We start from the raw sequence: 16,377 nt of genomic DNA, 5'->3' as shown, positions 1-16,377 counted from the left end.
CGCTAGCGGGTGCGCAAGAAGTTCCACACTTCCTGTGTGGCGGCGGGGTTGGAGGCGAACCAGGTGTGTGTGCCGCCGTTGACGCGGTAGAGGACCGTATCAGCCAGGCAGTTGGAGTAGGCGAAGGATTCGTAGCCGTTGCCTTGGCTCACGCGCAGGTTGTTGGTGGTGTTGCACAGGTTGCGTTCGCCGATGCGGCGCCATGCCTCGCGGGTGGAGTAGTAGGGCCCGCCTTGGCCGATGCCGTCGTTGGCGTAGCGCGCAATGTCGTCATTGGTGCCGTGGATAAGCAGCGTGGGTACTTGGCCGCGGCAGCCGTCGAAGATGGGGGTGTAAGAAGCGGTCGCTACTCCGGCGACGGCGGCAAAGGTCTCGGGCGCTTGGCAAGCGAGATTGAGTGCCATGCCGCCGCCGTTAGACAAGCCGGTGGCGTAGATGCGGGAGCGGTCAATGGCGTAGTCGCGGTTGAGCTGGTCCACGATGGCGCGGGCGAAGTCGACGTCTTCGCCGCGACGGGTGGGGGCGTAGGAGGGCCCTTCCCAGCCGAGCGTGCCGGAGGCGTTAGCGCGCGGCTGCGGGTAAACCACGATGGCCTCGTTGCCAGCAGCGCGCTCAAGGTTCATGTAGCCGGCGCCTTGCTCAGCGCTGTGGGTCCAGCCGGAGAAGCCGAAGAGCACTGGGGTGGGGGAGATGCCGTTGTGGCCTGCCGGTAGGCTCAGCAGGTAGGAGCGCTGGCCCTGGCCGGGCACGTTGATGGTGCGGGTGGTGCGATGGGTACTGCCTGCATTGCCGATGCCGCCTGCGAGACCGTTCAGCGCATCTGCGATGTCCTTGAAGGCCGCAGAGCTGCCAGCTGGATTGGAGCTGAGTTGGGGTACGGAAGACTGCGCATTTGCCGCGGGGGCGAGCGCAGTGATGGCCAAAGTGAGGCTGGCCGTGATGGCGGCGAGTTTCGTTGCGGTCATGAGGAGAAAGATTACGGGATGTTACGCCTGTTGCCAAGAGTTACTGGTGTGATTTTTGGGACTGTGGCCACTGTGCTGTGCTGAGGGTTCATTGCCTGCGAGTTTTGCTGCGCGGACGCTCGCTGGCCAGGCGCCTGCAGATCGGTCGGGGGCCGAGTTTCCTGGCGGCCTGTGTGTTGCGCGAGTCGCTGGTTCTTCGGCTGCGAGGTGGGGAGTGGGGCTGAACCTCAAGTGTAACTTGAGTAAACGGGGGTTGAAGCGGTGGTTGAGAGTTGCCGATGTGGCGAATGGGGAACAAAATAGGTGACGTTACGCACGTTAATTACATCCGATGTAATTCGTAGGAGAAGCCCGCTGGCCCGCGCGCCGGGAGGCTTTGTCGCACAGATTAGTTCGTTGGGGAAGACGAGGCTCGTCTTGTGTGAACACGAAAGGTATTCGGCCATGGATACATGCGTAAATGATACTGCGGTCGAATCTTCTGGTTCCGGCGCAGTTATCCACGGCGTGCTGGAAATTGACGGCATGCCCGCTGCCTTGCGGCCCACTGTGGAAGACCTCATGGTGGACTGCCTGCGCAGCGAATCCATCTGGGAAGTCCCCGGGGAGGACCCACTGTTCGCACAGTGGTGTACTCGCTGGTACAAGGACTGGCCCAGTACGGACCTCGCCGCCTTTGCGGCGGGGGACCTGCCGGTGCCCGCGGGCATTGGCTGCCACCAGGTGCTCACCGGCACCCCGGAGGAATTCCGGGACCTGGCGCACCGGTTGGCCAAGCTCAGTGAGGCCTACTGCTTTACCGCCCGGGTCTCAATATAGTCCGCCACGTCGCCCACGGTTACCCAACCGCGGGCGGCTTCGGCGTCTATGCGCACCCCGAAGGTCTGCTCACAACGCACCACCAGTTCGATGAGGTCGAGGGAGTCCACGGGGGCATCGGCAAGCTGGGTATCCCGCTCAACATCGGCGCCGCAGATTCGGGCAATCAGTAACGCCAGCTGACCGTAGACATCCTGGGGGACATCGGCAGTGGGGGTATCGGCAGGAGAGCCCAACGCAGCGCGCAGCTGCGCGGCCAGGTCGGAGGAGCGGGAATCATTAGCCATGGGGCCCATCCTAGGTAGGATGGTTGCGTTATGAAAAGACGACGTCGCGTGTCCTCCGTCCTGCGCAACTGGACCAGCCATGTGCAGATGGACCTGCTGCACGACCCGGAGCACCCGCCGGGGCTGACGCAGCTGAGCGCCACCGGGGACCATGAGCGGCTGCGGTGGTACGAAGTCGGCCCCACGGATGCCGCCCTCACCGTGGTCTTAATCCACGGCTACGGGCTGTCTGCGGAGAGCTTTTATGACCAGGTTGAGTACCTGCGCGAGCATTATCCACACGTGCGTAGTTTGCTGATGGACCTGCGCGGGCACGGCCAATCCCAGCAGGTGCCAGCCAGTGACTGCACTATTGATGACGCCGGTGATGATGTGCTGAGCATCATTGCTGAGCGCGCGCCCAGTGGCCAGCTAATCATCGTCGGGCACTCGCTAGGCGGCATGGTGGCGCAGAACGTCATTCGCCGCGCGCCGAGCCTGGTTTATCAGCGTATCGAGTCCGCTTTGCTGATTTCGACGTCCATGCGGCCGTTTGCGGAAACCGGCGCGGCTGCGCTGCTGCAGTCCTCGCTGGCAGAGGGGCTATACAACGCCGCGCAGCACTTGCCCGCCCGCGTGAACCGTGCCCGCCGTGGGTTCGCCCGCGTGGCCGCGCCCATTTTTGCCGCGCTGGTGACGGGTTTCCCGCAAATGGAGCGCCTACAATTTCACGTGGAGATGCTGCTGGACACCCCACTGGATTCCTTCGTGGGGTTCTTCGATGACCTCATTGACCACGCCGAATATGGTGCTGCCGCGCGGCTGGCGGATGTGCCAGGCATAGTCATGGTGGGTGGGCTAGACATTGTTACACCCAAGTCCCAGTCGGAGATGCTGTGTAAGCAGTGGCCCGGCGCCGAGCTCATTGTGGTTCCCGGCGCCGGGCACATGGTCATCCTCGAGGAGCCTGCCGATGTCGCTGCCGCCCTCTCGCAGCTTGTCGATGCCGCCCAGTAGCCCTCACGTGGCAGCCACCTGGCTAGTTAGATGGAAATCCAGCCCACTCGCGGCTGCTGGATACTCGTAGTGGAGAATCCAGCAGCCGAGGCGGGCTGAACGGTTTGTGAGGTGAGGACTAGTCTTCGTCCTCGGTGGAGCCGGTGGTCTTGGTTGGGTCATCCAAGTGCAGCTCGGCGGCGGCCTTCTCTACCACGGAGCGCTCAATCTTGCCATCGGTGGCCAGGGCGGAGAGCACGGCTACGGCGATGGACTCGGCATCGGAGTTGAAGAAGCGGCGGGCAGCGGCGCGGGTGTCGGAGAAGCCGAAGCCGTCGGTACCCAAGGCAATGTAGGTGCCCGGGACGTAGGGACGGATTTGCTCCTGCAGGTCCGTGGTGAAGTCGGACACGCCCACGAAGGGGCCCTCGAAGCCCTTGAGCTGTGAGGTGGCAAAGGCCTCTTCCGGCTCCTGACCTTTTTGCAGAGCCGCCTTGTTCTTGGCTGCACCGTCGCGAGCCAGCTCCACCCAGGAGGTCACGGAGAAGATGGAGGCCTTGACGTCGTACTTCTCCGCCAGCAGCTCTTGGGCGCGTAGGGCCTCATGGACGCCCACGCCGGAGGCGAGGATGTTGGCTGGGATGCTGCCGGACTCGGCGGTGTTGTAGTGGTAAATGCCGCGGTGCAGGCCTTCGACGTCCAGGTTTTCCGGCTCAGCGGGCTGGTGGACGGGCTCGTTGTAGACGGTCATGTAGTACATGATCGCCTCATCGTTGTCGCCGTACATGCGGTCAATACCGCGGTGGACCAGGTGGGCGATCTCATAGGAGAAGGCCGGGTCGTAGGAGACTACCGCCGGGTTGGTGGAGGCCAGGATCTGGGAGTGGCCGTCCATGTGCTGCAGGCCCTCGCCGGTTAGCGTGGTGCGCCCGGCGGTGGCGCCGATGATGAAGCCGCGCCCCATCTGGTCGGCCGCTGCCCAGAAGGCGTCGCCGGTGCGCTGGAAGCCGAACATGGAGTAGAAGATGTACAGCGGGATCATCGCCACGCCCTGGGTCGCATACGACGTCGATGCCGCCGTAAACGACGCTGTGGCGCCGGCTTCCGTGAGGCCCTCGGCCATGATTTGACCATCGGTCGCCTCACGGTAGGACAGCATCAGGTCGTGGTCCACCGGGACGTAGTTCTGACCGGAGGGGTTCCAGATCTTGAGGGTGGGGAACCAGGAGTCCAGGCCGAAGGTGCGGGCCTCGTCCGGGATCATGGGCACAATGCGCTTGCCAATTTCCTTGTCGCGCATGATCTCTTTAAAGGTACGCACCAAGGCCATGGTGGTGGCCACCTTCTGCTTGCCCGAGCCCTTGCGCACAGACCGGAGCTTGTCGATGTCTTGCACGTGCAGCCGTTCAAAGTCCGCACGGCGCTCCGGCAGGAAGCCGCCGAGTTCTTTGCGGCGCTCCAGCATGTACTTGATTTCCGGGGCGTTGTTGCCCGGGTGGTAGTAGGGCGGGTTGTACGGGTCCGCCTCAAGGACCTCGTCGGAGATGGGGATGCCCTGCTTGTCGCGGAAGAGCTTCAAGTCTTCTAGCGTGAGCTTCTTCATCTGGTGGGTAGCATTGCGGCCCTCGAAGTTGTGGCCCAGGCCGTAGCCCTTGATGGTGTGGGCCAGGATCAGGGTGGGCTTGCCCGTGCCACGGTTTTCTAGCGCCTTGGCGTAGGCGGCGTAGATCTTGCGGTAGTCGTGGCCGCCGCGGCGTAGCGCCCAGATTTCATCGTCGGAGAGGTCCTCGACCAGCTTGAGGGTGCGCTCATCGCGGCCGAAGAAGTGCTCGCGCACATAGGCGCCATCGTTGGCCTTAAAGGTCTGGTAGTCCCCGTCCGGGGTGGTGTTCATGATGTGGACTAGGGCGCCTTCCTTGTCTGCTTCGATCAGGCGGTCCCACTCGCGGCCCCAGATGATCTTGATCACGTCCCAGCCTGCGCCGAGGAAGAAGGACTCCAGCTCCTGGATGATCTGGGTGTTACCGCGTACCGGACCGTCCAGGCGCTGCAGGTTGCAGTTGACCACGAAAGTCAGATTGTCCAGGCCGTAGAGCGGCGCCATCTGAATGAGGCCGCGGGACTCGGGCTCATCCATTTCGCCGTCGCCCAAGAAGGCCCAGACATGCTGGCCGGAGGTGTCCTTGATGCCACGTTGCTCCAAGTACTTGTTAAAGCGGGCCTGGTAGATAGCGTTAATTGGTCCCAAGCCCATGGACACGGTGGGGAATTCCCAGAACCAGGGCAGGCCGCGCGGGTGCGGGTAGGACGGCAGGCCTTCGCCCTCACCGCGGGAGTGCTCCTGGCGGAACCCGTCTAGGTCCTCTTCGCTCAGGCGACCTTCCATAAAGGCGCGGGCATAGATGCCGGGGGAGGCGTGGCCTTGGAAGAAGACTTGGTCGCCGCCAGAGGGGTGGTCCTTGCCCTTGAAGAAGTGGTTGAAGCCCACCTCGTAGAGCGGAGCGGCGCCTGCGTAGGTGGAGATGTGGCCGCCCACGCCAATTCCGGGGCGCTGGGCGCGGTGGACCATGATGGCGGCGTTCCAGCGGATCCACCGGCGGTAGCGTTTCTCGAGTTCCTCATCACCCGGGAATTCTGGCTCCAAGTCGGTGGGGATGGTGTTGACAAAGTCTGTGGAGGTCAGCGCCGGCATGGGCACTCGCTTTGCCGATGCCCTCTCTAGCAGCCTCAGCATGAGGTACCGGGCCCGCTCCGGGGAAGTGTCCTCCAACAGACCGTCCAAGGAGTCCATCCACTCTTGGGTTTCCTCTGGGTCCGTGTCGTAGAGATAGGATGCGACGCCGTCGCGGATGAGCGGGAAGTTAGAGTCGCCAGCTAGCGATTCCAGGTCTGCCATGGGATGTTCCTCCAGAAATAGGCATCAGAATTGTTTCTGTACAGAATACGCCCTTATGGTTGTGAAGCGCTGCAAAGCCCTCTGTCCTGCATTAAGTGGCCGCTGTGCCCTGAGGGTTTCCTGGAAGCAGGGAATCTTGCAAAGGTGGAGTGCCGCGGCGGGGCGGGGGAAGAGGGGGCATCGGCAAGCTATAAGAAGAAAAATGAGCTTAGGGCAGGTAAAATCCGGGGCTATGACCACTCATTTGGAGGATTATGCACGTAAGCTGGGCATCCAACCGGGGCAGGTGGCTCTGGAGCTTGGCTGGGACGAGGATAGCGATCCGGAGATCTCCGAGGCCATTGAGGAAGTGCTGGGGGAGGACTTTCTGGATGAGGAAACTGATGATCTGTGTGATGCCGTAGTGCTGTGGTGGCGCGAGGAGGACGGGGACTTGGTTGATGGCCTGGTGGATGCCGTGCGCCCCCTGGGGGATAATGGCCGCGTGTGGCTGCTAACCCCCGGCACTGGCCAACCGGGGACCGTAGCCCCGGGCGAGATTTCAGAGTCCGCACAGTTGGCCGGGCTGGTGCAGACCAAGGCGGAGCGTCTGGGCCAGTGGCAGGGAAGCTGCTTGGTCCCGCGCGGAAACACCAAAAAGTAGCGCATACCTGGAAGTTTGGTAGGTTCGCTGGCGCTCGGCTATAGTTTTCTGAGTGCTTTAGAGCACCGCGCGGCTTTAGCTCAGCTGGGAGAGCAATTGGTTTACACCCAATAGGTCGGGGGTTCGAGCCCCTCAGGCCGCACGAAACAGAATCCTCCTTCGGATAACGGGGAGGATTCTTTGGCATATGCGGAGGAAGACCATGGGTTTTGGTGGTGCGCTGTATCGGACCGCCGCCCAGGGCAGTAGGGCTAGACTGCTAGACCCGTGTTGAGGGAGCGGAGCTGCCTGTTGTGGGGCGGTTGTGGAGGATCCAGGTGAAGCCCTCGATGATGCCGCGGCGCCAATTGAGGTAGTCATGCCCACCGCGAAAGACCCGGTGGTTCACTGTATAACCCACCCCGGAGTCAGCGGCGCGGGCTAGTTTATCTGCTAGGAGGGCCTAATGGTCAAAATGTGTTGTTTTTCGGCGTGTCGTCTTAATGGTCAGAATGTGTTGGTGGGGGTTAGTGGATGGTGCCTTTCCTGATTCCCATACTGTGGTTGTAGTCAGCGTCGATGGCGTTGTCGAGGAGTGCGGGCCGCCCGTCGTCGTGACCGTTGGCGGTTTGGCGCTCGTGGTGGGCAAGGATCGTGGCTTTGGCGGTTGCGTCCTTGCCCCAATTTTGTTCTCTGGCGATGTCTACGGGGTCGCGTGGGTGTTGTGTGTGGGTGTAGAGCCACCAGTCGCAGGCGATGCGTTGATGTTCATCTCTGAGGCCTCTGTGGGCGTGCAGGAGGCTTTTTATCGGGGAGTTGATGCCACCTTCTAGGCTGTTGGTGGTGCTTTTATAGGCGATGGTGCCCTGCTTTTCGGTCAGGTAGGTAAACAAGTGACCGGCCTTGGAAAGTCGCACCAGCTGCATGTAGGCGGCTCGGTGGGTGTAGTGGGTGTACCACCATCTTTTGTTGTGTCGCTTCGATTTCGGGATCTGCTCAAGCGGGGTGTCTTTGACGTAGCTTTTCTCATTGAGCTGCGTGTTGAAGGTTTGGCCGAACTTCTGCAGCTTTATCGTCCAGTCGGCGGGTCGAGATCGTCTATGTGCAGTAGCTCTAGGGATAGTCGGCGTAGTGCCTTGCCCATTGCTGATGTGGGATGAAGACCTGTAGCGGTTTGGATATTTCGTTTGACGTGGACGAGGCAGCGTTGGATTTTGGTCTCAGGCCAGGTGTTTCGGATGGCTTTTGCTGAGCCTTTATGGCCATCTGTCGTTGCAATCAGTGGCGGGGCAATAGTGTCGAGTAATCGGCCGTAGGCCCAGGAATCTTCGGTGTATCCCCAGAACCATGAGATGACATGGTCGCAGTCGGCTAGGACAAGCAGGCATTTTGTGTTGAAGTATGTCCCATCGATAAAGACCTGGTCATAGACCCGGTGGGGGTCTGCTGGCATTGGTGGTTGCACGTACCAGAAGGTGGCGAAGCGGCGTTGGAGTGTCGATACGCTCACGTTGTGTATCTTGGCCAGCGTGTTTAGTGAAATTCCGCTGGTGAGCCAGTCAACGAAGACTCTAAACCACATCGCTTGGCCGGCGTCGTCGTGGCAACGGGTAAAGGTGTGCCCGCACTCCTTGCAGCGCCAACGCTGGCGGCTACTCGTAGTCGTTCCATGCTTGATACTTCGCCCGGCGCACACCGGGCATGGGGGATGTTTAGTACTCATCCCCTCATCGTCTACGCCCCCATATCACACTTGGTCGGTGGCCTGTGGGATTTCAGTGCATTGACCGCTCATTTACCCCAGAACAGTAAATCATTCCTAATACCACCAGCACGGAGCACAGAAACAGACAAATTCACCAACACATTTTGACCATTAGCCCGCTAGGAGCTTGTTTTCCACGTAGAGGTGGATGTCGAACTCGCCGACCTCGTGGAAGATGGTTCGCGGGGAGTCGGTGGCCTGGGGCAGCGGCTGGTCGAGTAGGGCGTAAGGCTGGTTGGAGGGCCCGGGCCACCATAACGATACCGATTGGGTAATGGCGTTGCGGGCAATATCTGGGAAGTGCAGAACCATGGAGGTGGCGGCATATCCGCCCAGAGAGCCGCCGGCGATGGTTACCCGCTGCGCGTCGGTATCTAGATGGTGGCCCTGGGCGCGTGCAGTGTTCCGGGCCCAGGTTAAGGCGGCGCGGGCGGTGTGTGCCAGTAGTTCAGGATTTCCCAGCAAATCCATGCGTCGCTCTGGGACGGTGGGGGCGAGGAAGATGGTGGCGGAAGGGGCATCGGCAAGCTGTGTCAAAGCTGGTAGGAGGGGGACGTGGCGGACGTAGATGTCGCCATCGGTAACCAAGAGGATCTCGCGGGAAGTTGAACCGGCAGACAGGTGCAGCCACACCTGGCAGGGGACGCCGGCGTCGATGGTGGTGGAGTGCGCGGGAGTGATCCCGGCGGGGAACTCTGCCAGCGGGGCCATGTCCACCAAGGCGTTAAAGCGGCCTTGACCACTGCCGATGATCTCTCCTTTGGCCCAGGCGGGTTGGCCGGTATCGCGCAGGGCAATCCAGGCTTGGCGGTCGTCGGGGTGGAGGCAGAAGTCGGTGGCGGGATTGGCGCGGAGGATGCCCACGGCGGTGTTCAAGCCTTGGGGAAGCTCAAAGCTGCCTGCATGCCAGCGGTGAGCGGCCGGGCCTGCGGGGATATATGGCTGCAAGGCGAAGTGGGACAGGTGCTCGCGCTGGATGTGGGTATGGCTGTCGAGGTAGAGCACCGGAGTGTAGCCGGCGGGACAATCGGCTACGGCGACGCTTAGCGTGAGGTGATCCGGGGTAGCGGCGGGCTGTATGTGGGGAGTGCGGGTCAAAGCCAGGAGGTCCTGCTCAGTCAGGCCGGCGGGGAGTGGACTGTGCTGCGGCAGGGCCGGGATGGGCAGCATGGGGTAGCGCAGGTGTGCGGGCGGCACGAATGGTCTCCTTGGAGGCTCAGGATTGGGGCGAAAACCCTGATTTAGGTTAGGGTTTTCTGGCTAAGGCTAGCTTTACTATACTTTTGCGACTATGGGTAAGACCAAATCCACCACCACGGAGTACCCCGCAGCGGCGTCGCACGCCCACCTGCGGGCGTCTTCGCACGCCCGACAAAGGGTGTTCTTGCAGGCAGGCGCGCCTGCAGTGGTCTCGCGCGGCATGATCGTGCTGATCGCGCTTGTGGTGCTCGTGGCCACCTGCGTGGCCTCAATGGTCTGGGGCTCCTCCCACATCCCGCTGGCGGATGTGTGGCACTACCTGCGTTACCCGGATGACTCGGTGGATAGCTACAACATCAACGGGCTGCGCGGCACGCGCACCATCATTGGGCTGGCAGTGGGTGTAGCCCTGGCGGTAGCCGGAGCTATCATGCAAGCGATTACCCGCAACCCGCTGGCGGATCCGGGGCTGCTGGGAGTGAACTCTGGGGCATCGCTGGCCATCGTGCTAGCGACTGCCTACCTGGGACTGACTTCTGCGCGGGGGCAATTCTTTGCCGCCGTGGTGGGCGCACTGTTGGCTACGGTGTTTGTCTACGCCGTGGGCGCGGCCGGCGGTGGCGGGGCCTCGCCCGTGCGCCTGATCCTGGCTGGGGTGGCTTTCTCCGCAGCCGCGGGCGGGATTATTGGAGCCGTGCAGTTGGCTAAGCCGCAGGTTTTTGATTCTTTCCGCTTTTGGGAAGTCGGCGCGCTGACCCGCATGGATGTCCCCCTGGCTATGTTGTGGGGGCCAATTGCCGTCGGCGTAGTTCTGGCCGTGGCGCTGCTGCGTAGCTTATCCAACATTGCTTTGGGTGATGATGTGGCTGCGGCCTTGGGGACCAACGTGGTGCTCACCCGTGGCGTGGCGCTGGTGGCCATTACCGTATTGTGCGCGGCTGCCACTGCGGCCGCGGGACCGCTGAGCTATGTGGGTTTGGTGGTGCCGATTGTGGCGCAGTGGCTAATGGGACCACACCGCGGCTGGATCCTGGCCTTGTGTGTAGTCCTGGGGCCCTGCCTGGTGCTGGCCGCCGATATTGCAGGCCGGTTGTTGGCGCGGCCTTCGGAGATGGGGGTGGGTCTGCTCACCGCATTTGTGGGAGCGCCCATGCTGTTGCTGATGGTCCACCGCATGCGGGGTGATGGCCGATGAACCCACAGCCCTTAGCCCCCGCCCCGGCGGGCCAGTTGCTCCTGCGCGCCCGCGGATATTCGCTGTTGCTCAACCGGCGCAGCCTCGTGGTGACCCTAGCGTTGATGGCAGTGTGCCTGGTGCTGATGTTTGCAGCTATCGGTGTCGGCGGGTCCTCCTTGAGCTACGCGGATGCCTGGGCCGTGCTCACTGGCCACGGCACTGCTAGCCAACGGCTGGTCATCGTGGAGTGGCGCCTGCCGCGCATACTCCTGGCGGTGATCATCGGTGCCGCGCTGGCAGTGGCCGGAGCTATCTTCCAGACCATTACCCGAAACCCCTTGGGCAGCCCGGACATTATTGGCTTTACCATGGGCGCCCAGGCTGGCGTTTTGGTGGCCATTGTGCTGTTGGGCAGTTCATTGGCGGTGGTGTCCTTTGCAGCGTTGCTAGGAGGCATTGCCTGTGGTGCGGTGATTTTTGTGGTCTCTTTCAAGGGCGGCTTTGGCGGGCTGCGCCTGATTTTGGCCGGCATTGCCATCTCCGCCATGGTGGGCTCTTTTAACCGCTGGCTGATAGTCAAAGCGGATTCCGATACCGCTTATGCCGCGCTCAAAGCAGTCACTGGCACCCTGGCGGCTGCGGAATGGCAGGTGACCAGCTTCGCGCTGGTGGCCACGCTGGTGGTGTTGGGATTGATTACGGCCTGTGCCCGGGATCTGCGCAACCTGGAATTGGGCCAGGACCTCGCCGCCGGCCTGGGGACCCACACGCAGCGCGCCCAAGCAGCGTTAGTCCTTTTGGGCACCGCGTTGGTGGCGATTGCCACCACAGCCGCCGGGCCCATTGGGTTTATTGCCCTGGTGGCTCCGCACTTGGCGCGCATGATGTCCCAGTCCTCCCGCGCCCCACTGGTGGCCTCCGGCTTATCTGGGGCGGTGCTGCTCCTGGCCGCTGATATTGCCAGCCAGGCCCTGTTGGAGTCCATGCCCGTGGGTGTCGTCACCGCCGCGGTGGGCGGGGTCTACTTCATGGGATTACTAGTTGTGGAATCGAGAAAGAGCGTATGAGCAACAACCAACCGCGCATTGCTGTGCGCAACCTCACCACCAGCTATGACACTCGCGTGATCTCTTCCGATCTGAGTGTGGAGATCCCCGAGGGCGGGTTTAGTGTCATCATCGGCCCCAACGCCTGCGGTAAATCCACCCTGCTGCGGGCTATTGCCAAAATTCACAAGCAAGCCCAAGGTTCCATTGTGCTTGATGGTAAGGACACCAACTCCATCAAGCCCAAGGAGTTGGCACAGCAGTTGGGTCTTTTGCCGCAGTCTGCCATCGCCCCGGAGAAGATGCGGGTGCGCGATCTAGTTGCCCGCGGCCGCTCTCCGCACCAGGGATTGTTCCGCCAGTGGAGCACGCAGGACCACCAGGCAGTGGAGCAGGCCATGGAGCTGACCAACATTGCCCACATTGCGGACCGCAGCGTGGATGAGCTTTCCGGTGGCCAACGCCAGCGCGTGTGGCTGGCATTGGTGCTGGCCCAGGACACGCCGACGGTGCTATTAGACGAGCCCACTACCTACCTGGACTTGGCGCACCAAATTGACATCCTGGAGCTGTGCCAGCGCATGTACCAGAAGCAGCGCCGCACCGTGGTCGCGGTGCTCCACGACCTGAACTTGGCTACCCGCTACGCCACCCATCTGGTGGTGATGAAGGATGGCGCCATTGTCGCCCATGGCCACCCTAACGAGGTCATGACCGAATCCCTGATGGACCAGGTCTTCAACTTGCCATCCCTGGTGATTGAGGACCCAGTGACCAAGACCCCCTTGGTTATTCCCCGTCGGCCGGACAAGTAGCTTGCCTGGCCGACATCTCCCATCCATTCCATATATATAGAAAGGACTTCCATGTCTCACAAGACCGCCCGCACGACCGCTTTTGCTGCCCTGCTCACTGGCACCATGGCGGTGGGCCTGGTGGCCTGCTCCTCCGAGGATGCCTCCACCTCCGCAGCCTCTTCCGCAACGTCCGCAGCTATGTCTGCCGATGCCTCTGGCGCCATGTCCGCCGAGGCTTCTGCCGATGCCGAGGCCGGCCAGTGGCCGCGTACCATTTCCACCGACGATGGAGAGCTGACCCTTGAAGCGCAGCCCAAGCGCATTGTCTCCACCTCCACCACCCTGACCGGCGCGCTGCTGGCAGTTGGCGCTCCCGTGGTGGCCACCGGCACCTCCGCGCCCAACGTTCCGGGCCTGTCTGACGATCAAGGCTTCTTCAACCAATGGTCCGAGCAGGCCAAGGCCGCCGGTGTGGAGAAGCTGTGGCAAAACGGCTCCCCGGACATTGAGAAGGCCACGGAGTATGATGCCGATCTCATCATCGTGTCCAAGAACTCCGGCGACTCCGTCTTTGACCAGGTAGAAAAGCTGCGCAAGATTGCCCCGGTTTTGGTGGTGGACTACTCGGATTCCTCCTGGCAGGATGTGACCACCAAGATTGGCGAGGCCACCGGCTATGAGGCCAAGGCCAAGGAAATCATCGCCGAGTTCGACTCCCGGGTGGACGCGGCCAAGAAGAACCTCGCAATTCCGGAAGGCACCACCTCCCCGTTCATCATTTTCCCGGATGGCTCCGGCGCCGCAGCCCTGACCAAGGAGGCTCCGCAGTCGCAGATCCTGGCCCGGCTGGGCTTTAACCTGGCCGAGATCCCGGAAGAGGTGAAGGGCGATACCTCCATGGGTAAGGACCGTGGGGACATCGTCAAACTGTCCATGGAAAACATTCAGAAGGGCCTGCCCGGCGATAACTGGGTAGTCATCGCCTCCGACGATAAGTCCAAGGCCGCCATCGCTAACGAACCGGCCTTCAATACCTCCCCGGCAGTAAAGAATGGCAAGGTCTTCCACACCCCGGCTGATACCTTCCGCCTGGATTACTTCTCTGCCAACGTATTGCTGGATTCCCTAATCGAGCAGTTCAGTAAGTAGTCTGACCGGGCGGCCCCGGCGGTGCGGGGCCGCCCGGGGGCATAGACCCCCCTGCGGGGAACCCTTGCTCGGGGGGCGGGCAGGGCGGTCCGGGCGGGGGCATCGGCAGACTAGCTCGTGAACACCAGAGCAAAGGGGAAGGCTAGCACCAAGCTCAGCACCACGCGCAGGAACCAAATCACCACCATGTGCCAGATCTTTAGCGGAATCTCGGTGGCCAGAACGGCTGGGACCATGGAGGAGAAGAAGAACACCTGGGAGACAGAGACCACCGCGATGAGGAAGCGGAGCATCTCTGAGCCAGAATCGGCCACCAGGGTCGCGGGCAGGAACAACTCCGACAGGCCGATGGCGAGGGCTTCTTGCGCCAACTGCGGCTCCGGCAGACCCAGCAGGTGGGTGACAGGCCAAAAGACGAAGCCCAGGATCTTAAACAGCGGAGTGTAGTAGGCCAGGACTAGGCCTAAAAAGCCCACGGACATGATGCCGGGAAGGATCTGCATGGTCATCTGGAAGCCATCGCGCAGGTTCTCCCACAGCACACGCCACAGCGGCGGGCAGGAATTGAGGGTCTTGGTGGCTTCGCGCCACGCGGCTTGGATGCGGTTGCTGCTCACGACCTCTTCGGCTTGAAGTTCCACGCCGGGGTAAGGATCGTCAGGAATGCGTGAGAGCGGGGGAATGCGCACGATGATGGCTGAGACTAAGAAGCACACGATGAGCGTGGTAAAGAAGTACGGCCCCCAAATAGGCATCAAGTCCAGGGTGCGTGCGATGACCACCATGAACGTCGCGGAGGCCGTGGAGAAGCCCGCGGCAATAATGGCAGCTTCCCGCGCGGTGTAGCCGCCAGACTTGTAGGTGCGGTCAGTGACCAGCAGGCCCAGCGAGTAGCTGCCTACGAAGGAGGCGACGGCGTCAATGGCGGAACGGCCAGGGGTGTGGAAGACCGGGCGCATGAACTTTTGCACCAGCACGCCCACGAATTCCATGAGGCCGAAGCTAACCAAAAAGGCCAGGAAGATCGCGCCTACTGGCACCAGGAGGCCGACGGGGATCACCAGCTTGTTATACAGGAAGGGGCCAATGCGGTCCTCAAAGACCAGCGCCGGACCGAAGTTGAACATGAGCATGGTGGCCACCACCAGGCCCGCCACGCCCAGGAGTGCGAAGGCCAGGCGGGCCGGGGATTTGCGGAAGCGCCCGGTAACAAACGGATACACCGTGCCGGCTACCAGAATCGCGTAGACCACCCACGGGGTAGCACTGCCCAGCAGGGCGCTAATCCACTTGACCAGGTGATCCAGCAGAATGGAGTTGGTTTCCCCGACGGTAAACGGGACAAAGAAAGCAAAAATACCAATGGCGCTGTAGACAAAGAAGCGCCAGGAACCAGTGGCCGGTTGCGTGCCCGGCGCAGCCGCAGCGCTGTGGACTGCGGGGGAGTTGTTGGTAGTCATCGGAATCTGTCCTTTGATGAGCAGGAATGGAGGTTTTATTCTTTGGGCGGCTGTGCCAACAGCTTGCCGATGCCCCCGTTGTGCTGCCCCAGCTGTGGCGCCGGGGTGGGCGGGCGCATCCCATGGATCTTGAGCGGAGAGGCCAAGGTGACAAACCCGTCTGCCTCAGTAGCCAACACGCTGCGCTCCTGGCCTAGGGGGCCGTGGAGGGCCTCGTCCACGCTGGCCACGTGTGCGCAGGGGACTCCTGCTTGTTGCAGTTTGGCGGTCAGACTGGCGACGGTTTCGTTGGCTATGGCTTGCTCGATTAGCTGGCGGACTTCCTCACGCCGGGCCACGCGGGCCTCGTTGGTGGCGTAGCGGGAGTCTTCTAGCATGTATTCAATGCCAATGGCGGGTGCCAGGCGCTCGAAGAGCTTGGCGTTGGATACCGCGATGACCACGTCGCCGTCGGAGACGCGGTAGGTGCTAAAAGGCACTGTCATCGCGTGGTCATTGCCCACGGCCGTGATGTCTTCATCAGTATGCAGCGAGCGCATAGCTACCGACTCCAAGATGGAGACCAGGGAGTCGTACATGGCAATGTCGATGTGCTGGCCGCGGCCCGTGGCCTCGCGCTGGCGCAAGGCAGCCAGGGTGGCGATGGTGGCATACAGCCCCGGGACCAGATCGCCTAGGCTCACGCCAGTGCGAGTCGCGGGCCCACCCACCGGACCGGTAACTGACATCAGGCCACTGAGTGCCTGGGCCACCAGGTCGTAGGCAGGTAGTTCGCGGAAGCTGCCCTGTTGGCCAAAGCCGCTAATGCTGGTGATAATCAGCGAGGGGTTAGCTTTGAGCAATTCCTGCGGGCCGATACCTAGCCTGTCCATCACCCCGGGGCGGAAGTTTTCTACCACCACGTCGGCGCGCCGGGCTAGCTCGGTGAAGGTCTCCACGTCTGTGGGGTTCTTCAGATCGAGGGTGATTCCCTGCTTCGAGCGGTTAAACAGCCGGTAGTAGGCGGAGTCGCCGTTCCAGAAGGGGCCAAACTCGCGGGAGTCATCGCCCCAGGGCGTTTCAATCTTGATTACTTCCGCGCCCAGGTCTGCCAACATCATGGCGCAAAAAGGTCCGGCGAGGATTCTGGAGAGGTCCAGCACCCGCACGCCCTCTAGTGGGGCGGGGGTTGAGTGTTCTTCATGCATGGTGTCTCCTTGAGAACGTACATCTGCAGTCG

15 protein-coding genes, 1 tRNA gene and 1 pseudogene are annotated in these 16,377 nt (G+C 62.0%); 8 read left to right on the top strand and 9 right to left on the bottom strand.

Going from position 1 to position 16,377, the window contains the following annotated elements; translation table 11 throughout:
- Positions 1–2 precede the first annotated feature (2 nt).
- Positions 3–965 (bottom strand): CE1 family esterase, encoded by a 963-nt coding sequence (locus G7Y31_RS08445; RefSeq protein WP_165010754.1) that lies wholly within the window; start codon positions 963–965, stop codon positions 3–5.
- 444 nt (positions 966–1,409) lie between these two features.
- On the opposite strand from G7Y31_RS08445, the gene G7Y31_RS08440 reads away from it, so the two are divergent.
- Positions 1,410–1,784, top strand: coding sequence for a hypothetical protein (locus G7Y31_RS08440; protein WP_165010752.1), 375 nt, complete (start codon positions 1,410–1,412; stop codon positions 1,782–1,784).
- Here G7Y31_RS08440 and G7Y31_RS08435 read toward each other — a convergent pair.
- Positions 1,754–2,071, bottom strand: coding sequence for an acyl carrier protein (locus tag G7Y31_RS08435; RefSeq protein ID WP_165010750.1), 318 nt, complete (start codon positions 2,069–2,071; stop codon positions 1,754–1,756). The genes G7Y31_RS08440 and G7Y31_RS08435 overlap by 31 nt on opposite strands.
- Before the next feature lie 30 nt (positions 2,072–2,101).
- Between G7Y31_RS08435 and G7Y31_RS08430 the strand changes: the two genes are divergently transcribed.
- Positions 2,102–3,067, top strand: a complete 966-nt coding sequence (locus G7Y31_RS08430) for an alpha/beta fold hydrolase (protein WP_165010748.1) — start codon at positions 2,102–2,104, stop codon at positions 3,065–3,067.
- Positions 3,068–3,185: 118 nt separating this feature from the next.
- On the opposite strand, the gene aceE is transcribed toward G7Y31_RS08430, so the two are convergent.
- Positions 3,186–5,942 (bottom strand): pyruvate dehydrogenase (acetyl-transferring), homodimeric type, encoded by a 2,757-nt coding sequence (aceE, locus tag G7Y31_RS08425; protein WP_165010746.1) that lies wholly within the window; start codon positions 5,940–5,942, stop codon positions 3,186–3,188.
- Positions 5,943–6,174: 232 nt separating this feature from the next.
- Between aceE and G7Y31_RS08420 the strand changes: the two genes are divergently transcribed.
- Both G7Y31_RS08420 and G7Y31_RS08415 read left to right on the top strand, forming a co-directional pair.
- A complete protein-coding gene (locus tag G7Y31_RS08420) occupies positions 6,175–6,585 on the top strand; it encodes a DUF3052 domain-containing protein (protein ID WP_165010745.1) in 411 nt (136 codons plus the stop codon).
- 69 nt (positions 6,586–6,654) lie between these two features.
- Positions 6,655–6,727 (top strand) — tRNA-Val (locus tag G7Y31_RS08415).
- A 364-nt stretch (positions 6,728–7,091) separates the two neighbouring features.
- Here the strand turns inward: G7Y31_RS08415 and G7Y31_RS11940 are convergent.
- The 4 genes and pseudogenes from G7Y31_RS11940 to G7Y31_RS08405 form a co-directional block, all read right to left on the bottom strand.
- Complete coding sequence (locus tag G7Y31_RS11940) at positions 7,092–7,490, bottom strand: hypothetical protein (protein WP_244977365.1); 399 nt, start codon at positions 7,488–7,490, stop codon at positions 7,092–7,094.
- Positions 7,491–7,633: 143 nt separating this feature from the next.
- The gene (locus G7Y31_RS11935; RefSeq protein ID WP_244977364.1) at positions 7,634–8,074 is read right to left on the bottom strand and encodes a transposase; all 441 of its coding nucleotides are present in this window, start codon (positions 8,072–8,074) and stop codon (positions 7,634–7,636) included.
- Positions 8,075–8,215: 141 nt separating this feature from the next.
- Positions 8,216–8,287: pseudogene (locus G7Y31_RS12095) on the bottom strand (hypothetical protein); the annotation flags it as partial.
- Positions 8,288–8,440: 153 nt separating this feature from the next.
- On the bottom strand, positions 8,441–9,526 hold the full coding sequence (locus tag G7Y31_RS08405) for an alpha/beta hydrolase (RefSeq protein ID WP_165010354.1): 1,086 nt from the start codon (positions 9,524–9,526) through the stop codon (positions 8,441–8,443).
- 94 nt (positions 9,527–9,620) lie between these two features.
- Between G7Y31_RS08405 and G7Y31_RS08400 the strand changes: the two genes are divergently transcribed.
- Genes G7Y31_RS08400 through fepB form a run of 4 tightly spaced genes read left to right on the top strand, consistent with a single transcriptional unit; the run spans position 9,621 to position 13,698 of the window.
- Positions 9,621–10,724, top strand: a complete 1,104-nt coding sequence (locus G7Y31_RS08400) for a FecCD family ABC transporter permease (RefSeq protein WP_196823550.1) — start codon at positions 9,621–9,623, stop codon at positions 10,722–10,724.
- A complete protein-coding gene (locus G7Y31_RS08395; protein ID WP_165010352.1) occupies positions 10,721–11,773 on the top strand; it encodes a FecCD family ABC transporter permease in 1,053 nt (350 codons plus the stop codon). The genes G7Y31_RS08400 and G7Y31_RS08395 overlap by 4 nt, the downstream gene beginning before the upstream one ends.
- Entirely contained in the window at positions 11,770–12,567 is a 798-nt protein-coding gene (locus tag G7Y31_RS08390; protein ID WP_165010350.1) for an ABC transporter ATP-binding protein, read from the top strand. The genes G7Y31_RS08395 and G7Y31_RS08390 overlap by 4 nt, the downstream gene beginning before the upstream one ends.
- Before the next feature lie 51 nt (positions 12,568–12,618).
- Complete coding sequence (gene fepB, locus G7Y31_RS08385) at positions 12,619–13,698, top strand: Fe2+-enterobactin ABC transporter substrate-binding protein (protein ID WP_165010348.1); 1,080 nt, start codon at positions 12,619–12,621, stop codon at positions 13,696–13,698.
- A gap of 110 nt (positions 13,699–13,808) precedes the next feature.
- On the opposite strand, the gene G7Y31_RS08380 is transcribed toward fepB, so the two are convergent.
- Positions 13,809–15,158, bottom strand: a complete 1,350-nt coding sequence (locus tag G7Y31_RS08380; RefSeq protein WP_165010346.1) for a YjiH family protein — start codon at positions 15,156–15,158, stop codon at positions 13,809–13,811.
- Between the two features lie 35 nt (positions 15,159–15,193).
- On the bottom strand, positions 15,194–16,345 hold the full coding sequence (locus tag G7Y31_RS08375) for a CaiB/BaiF CoA transferase family protein (RefSeq protein WP_165010344.1): 1,152 nt from the start codon (positions 16,343–16,345) through the stop codon (positions 15,194–15,196).
- Positions 16,346–16,377 lie beyond the last annotated feature (32 nt).

Source organism: Corynebacterium lizhenjunii, from assembly GCF_011038655.2.
In the GTDB taxonomy this organism is placed as follows: domain Bacteria; phylum Actinomycetota; class Actinomycetes; order Mycobacteriales; family Mycobacteriaceae; genus Corynebacterium; species Corynebacterium lizhenjunii.
This window is presented reverse-complemented; position numbering and strand designations above follow the sequence as displayed.

Coding starts and splice junctions, on each gene's coding strand:
- G7Y31_RS08430 (WP_165010748.1), top strand. CDS start 2,102: ATGAAAAGACGACGTCGCGTGTCCTCCGTCCTGCGCAACTGGACCAGC.
- G7Y31_RS08420 (WP_165010745.1), top strand. CDS start 6,175: ATGACCACTCATTTGGAGGATTATGCACGTAAGCTGGGCATCCAACCG.
- G7Y31_RS08380 (WP_165010346.1), bottom strand. CDS start 15,158: ATGACTACCAACAACTCCCCCGCAGTCCACAGCGCTGCGGCTGCGCCG.
- G7Y31_RS11940 (WP_244977365.1), bottom strand. CDS start 7,490: ATGCAGCTGGTGCGACTTTCCAAGGCCGGTCACTTGTTTACCTACCTG.
- G7Y31_RS08375 (WP_165010344.1), bottom strand. CDS start 16,345: ATGCATGAAGAACACTCAACCCCCGCCCCACTAGAGGGCGTGCGGGTG.
- G7Y31_RS08390 (WP_165010350.1), top strand. CDS start 11,770: ATGAGCAACAACCAACCGCGCATTGCTGTGCGCAACCTCACCACCAGC.
- G7Y31_RS08445 (WP_165010754.1), bottom strand. CDS start 965: ATGACCGCAACGAAACTCGCCGCCATCACGGCCAGCCTCACTTTGGCC.
- fepB (WP_165010348.1), top strand. CDS start 12,619: ATGTCTCACAAGACCGCCCGCACGACCGCTTTTGCTGCCCTGCTCACT.
- G7Y31_RS08400 (WP_196823550.1), top strand. CDS start 9,621: ATGGGTAAGACCAAATCCACCACCACGGAGTACCCCGCAGCGGCGTCG.
- G7Y31_RS08435 (WP_165010750.1), bottom strand. CDS start 2,071: ATGGCTAATGATTCCCGCTCCTCCGACCTGGCCGCGCAGCTGCGCGCT.
- aceE (WP_165010746.1), bottom strand. CDS start 5,942: ATGGCAGACCTGGAATCGCTAGCTGGCGACTCTAACTTCCCGCTCATC.
- G7Y31_RS08395 (WP_165010352.1), top strand. CDS start 10,721: ATGAACCCACAGCCCTTAGCCCCCGCCCCGGCGGGCCAGTTGCTCCTG.
- G7Y31_RS08440 (WP_165010752.1), top strand. CDS start 1,410: ATGGATACATGCGTAAATGATACTGCGGTCGAATCTTCTGGTTCCGGC.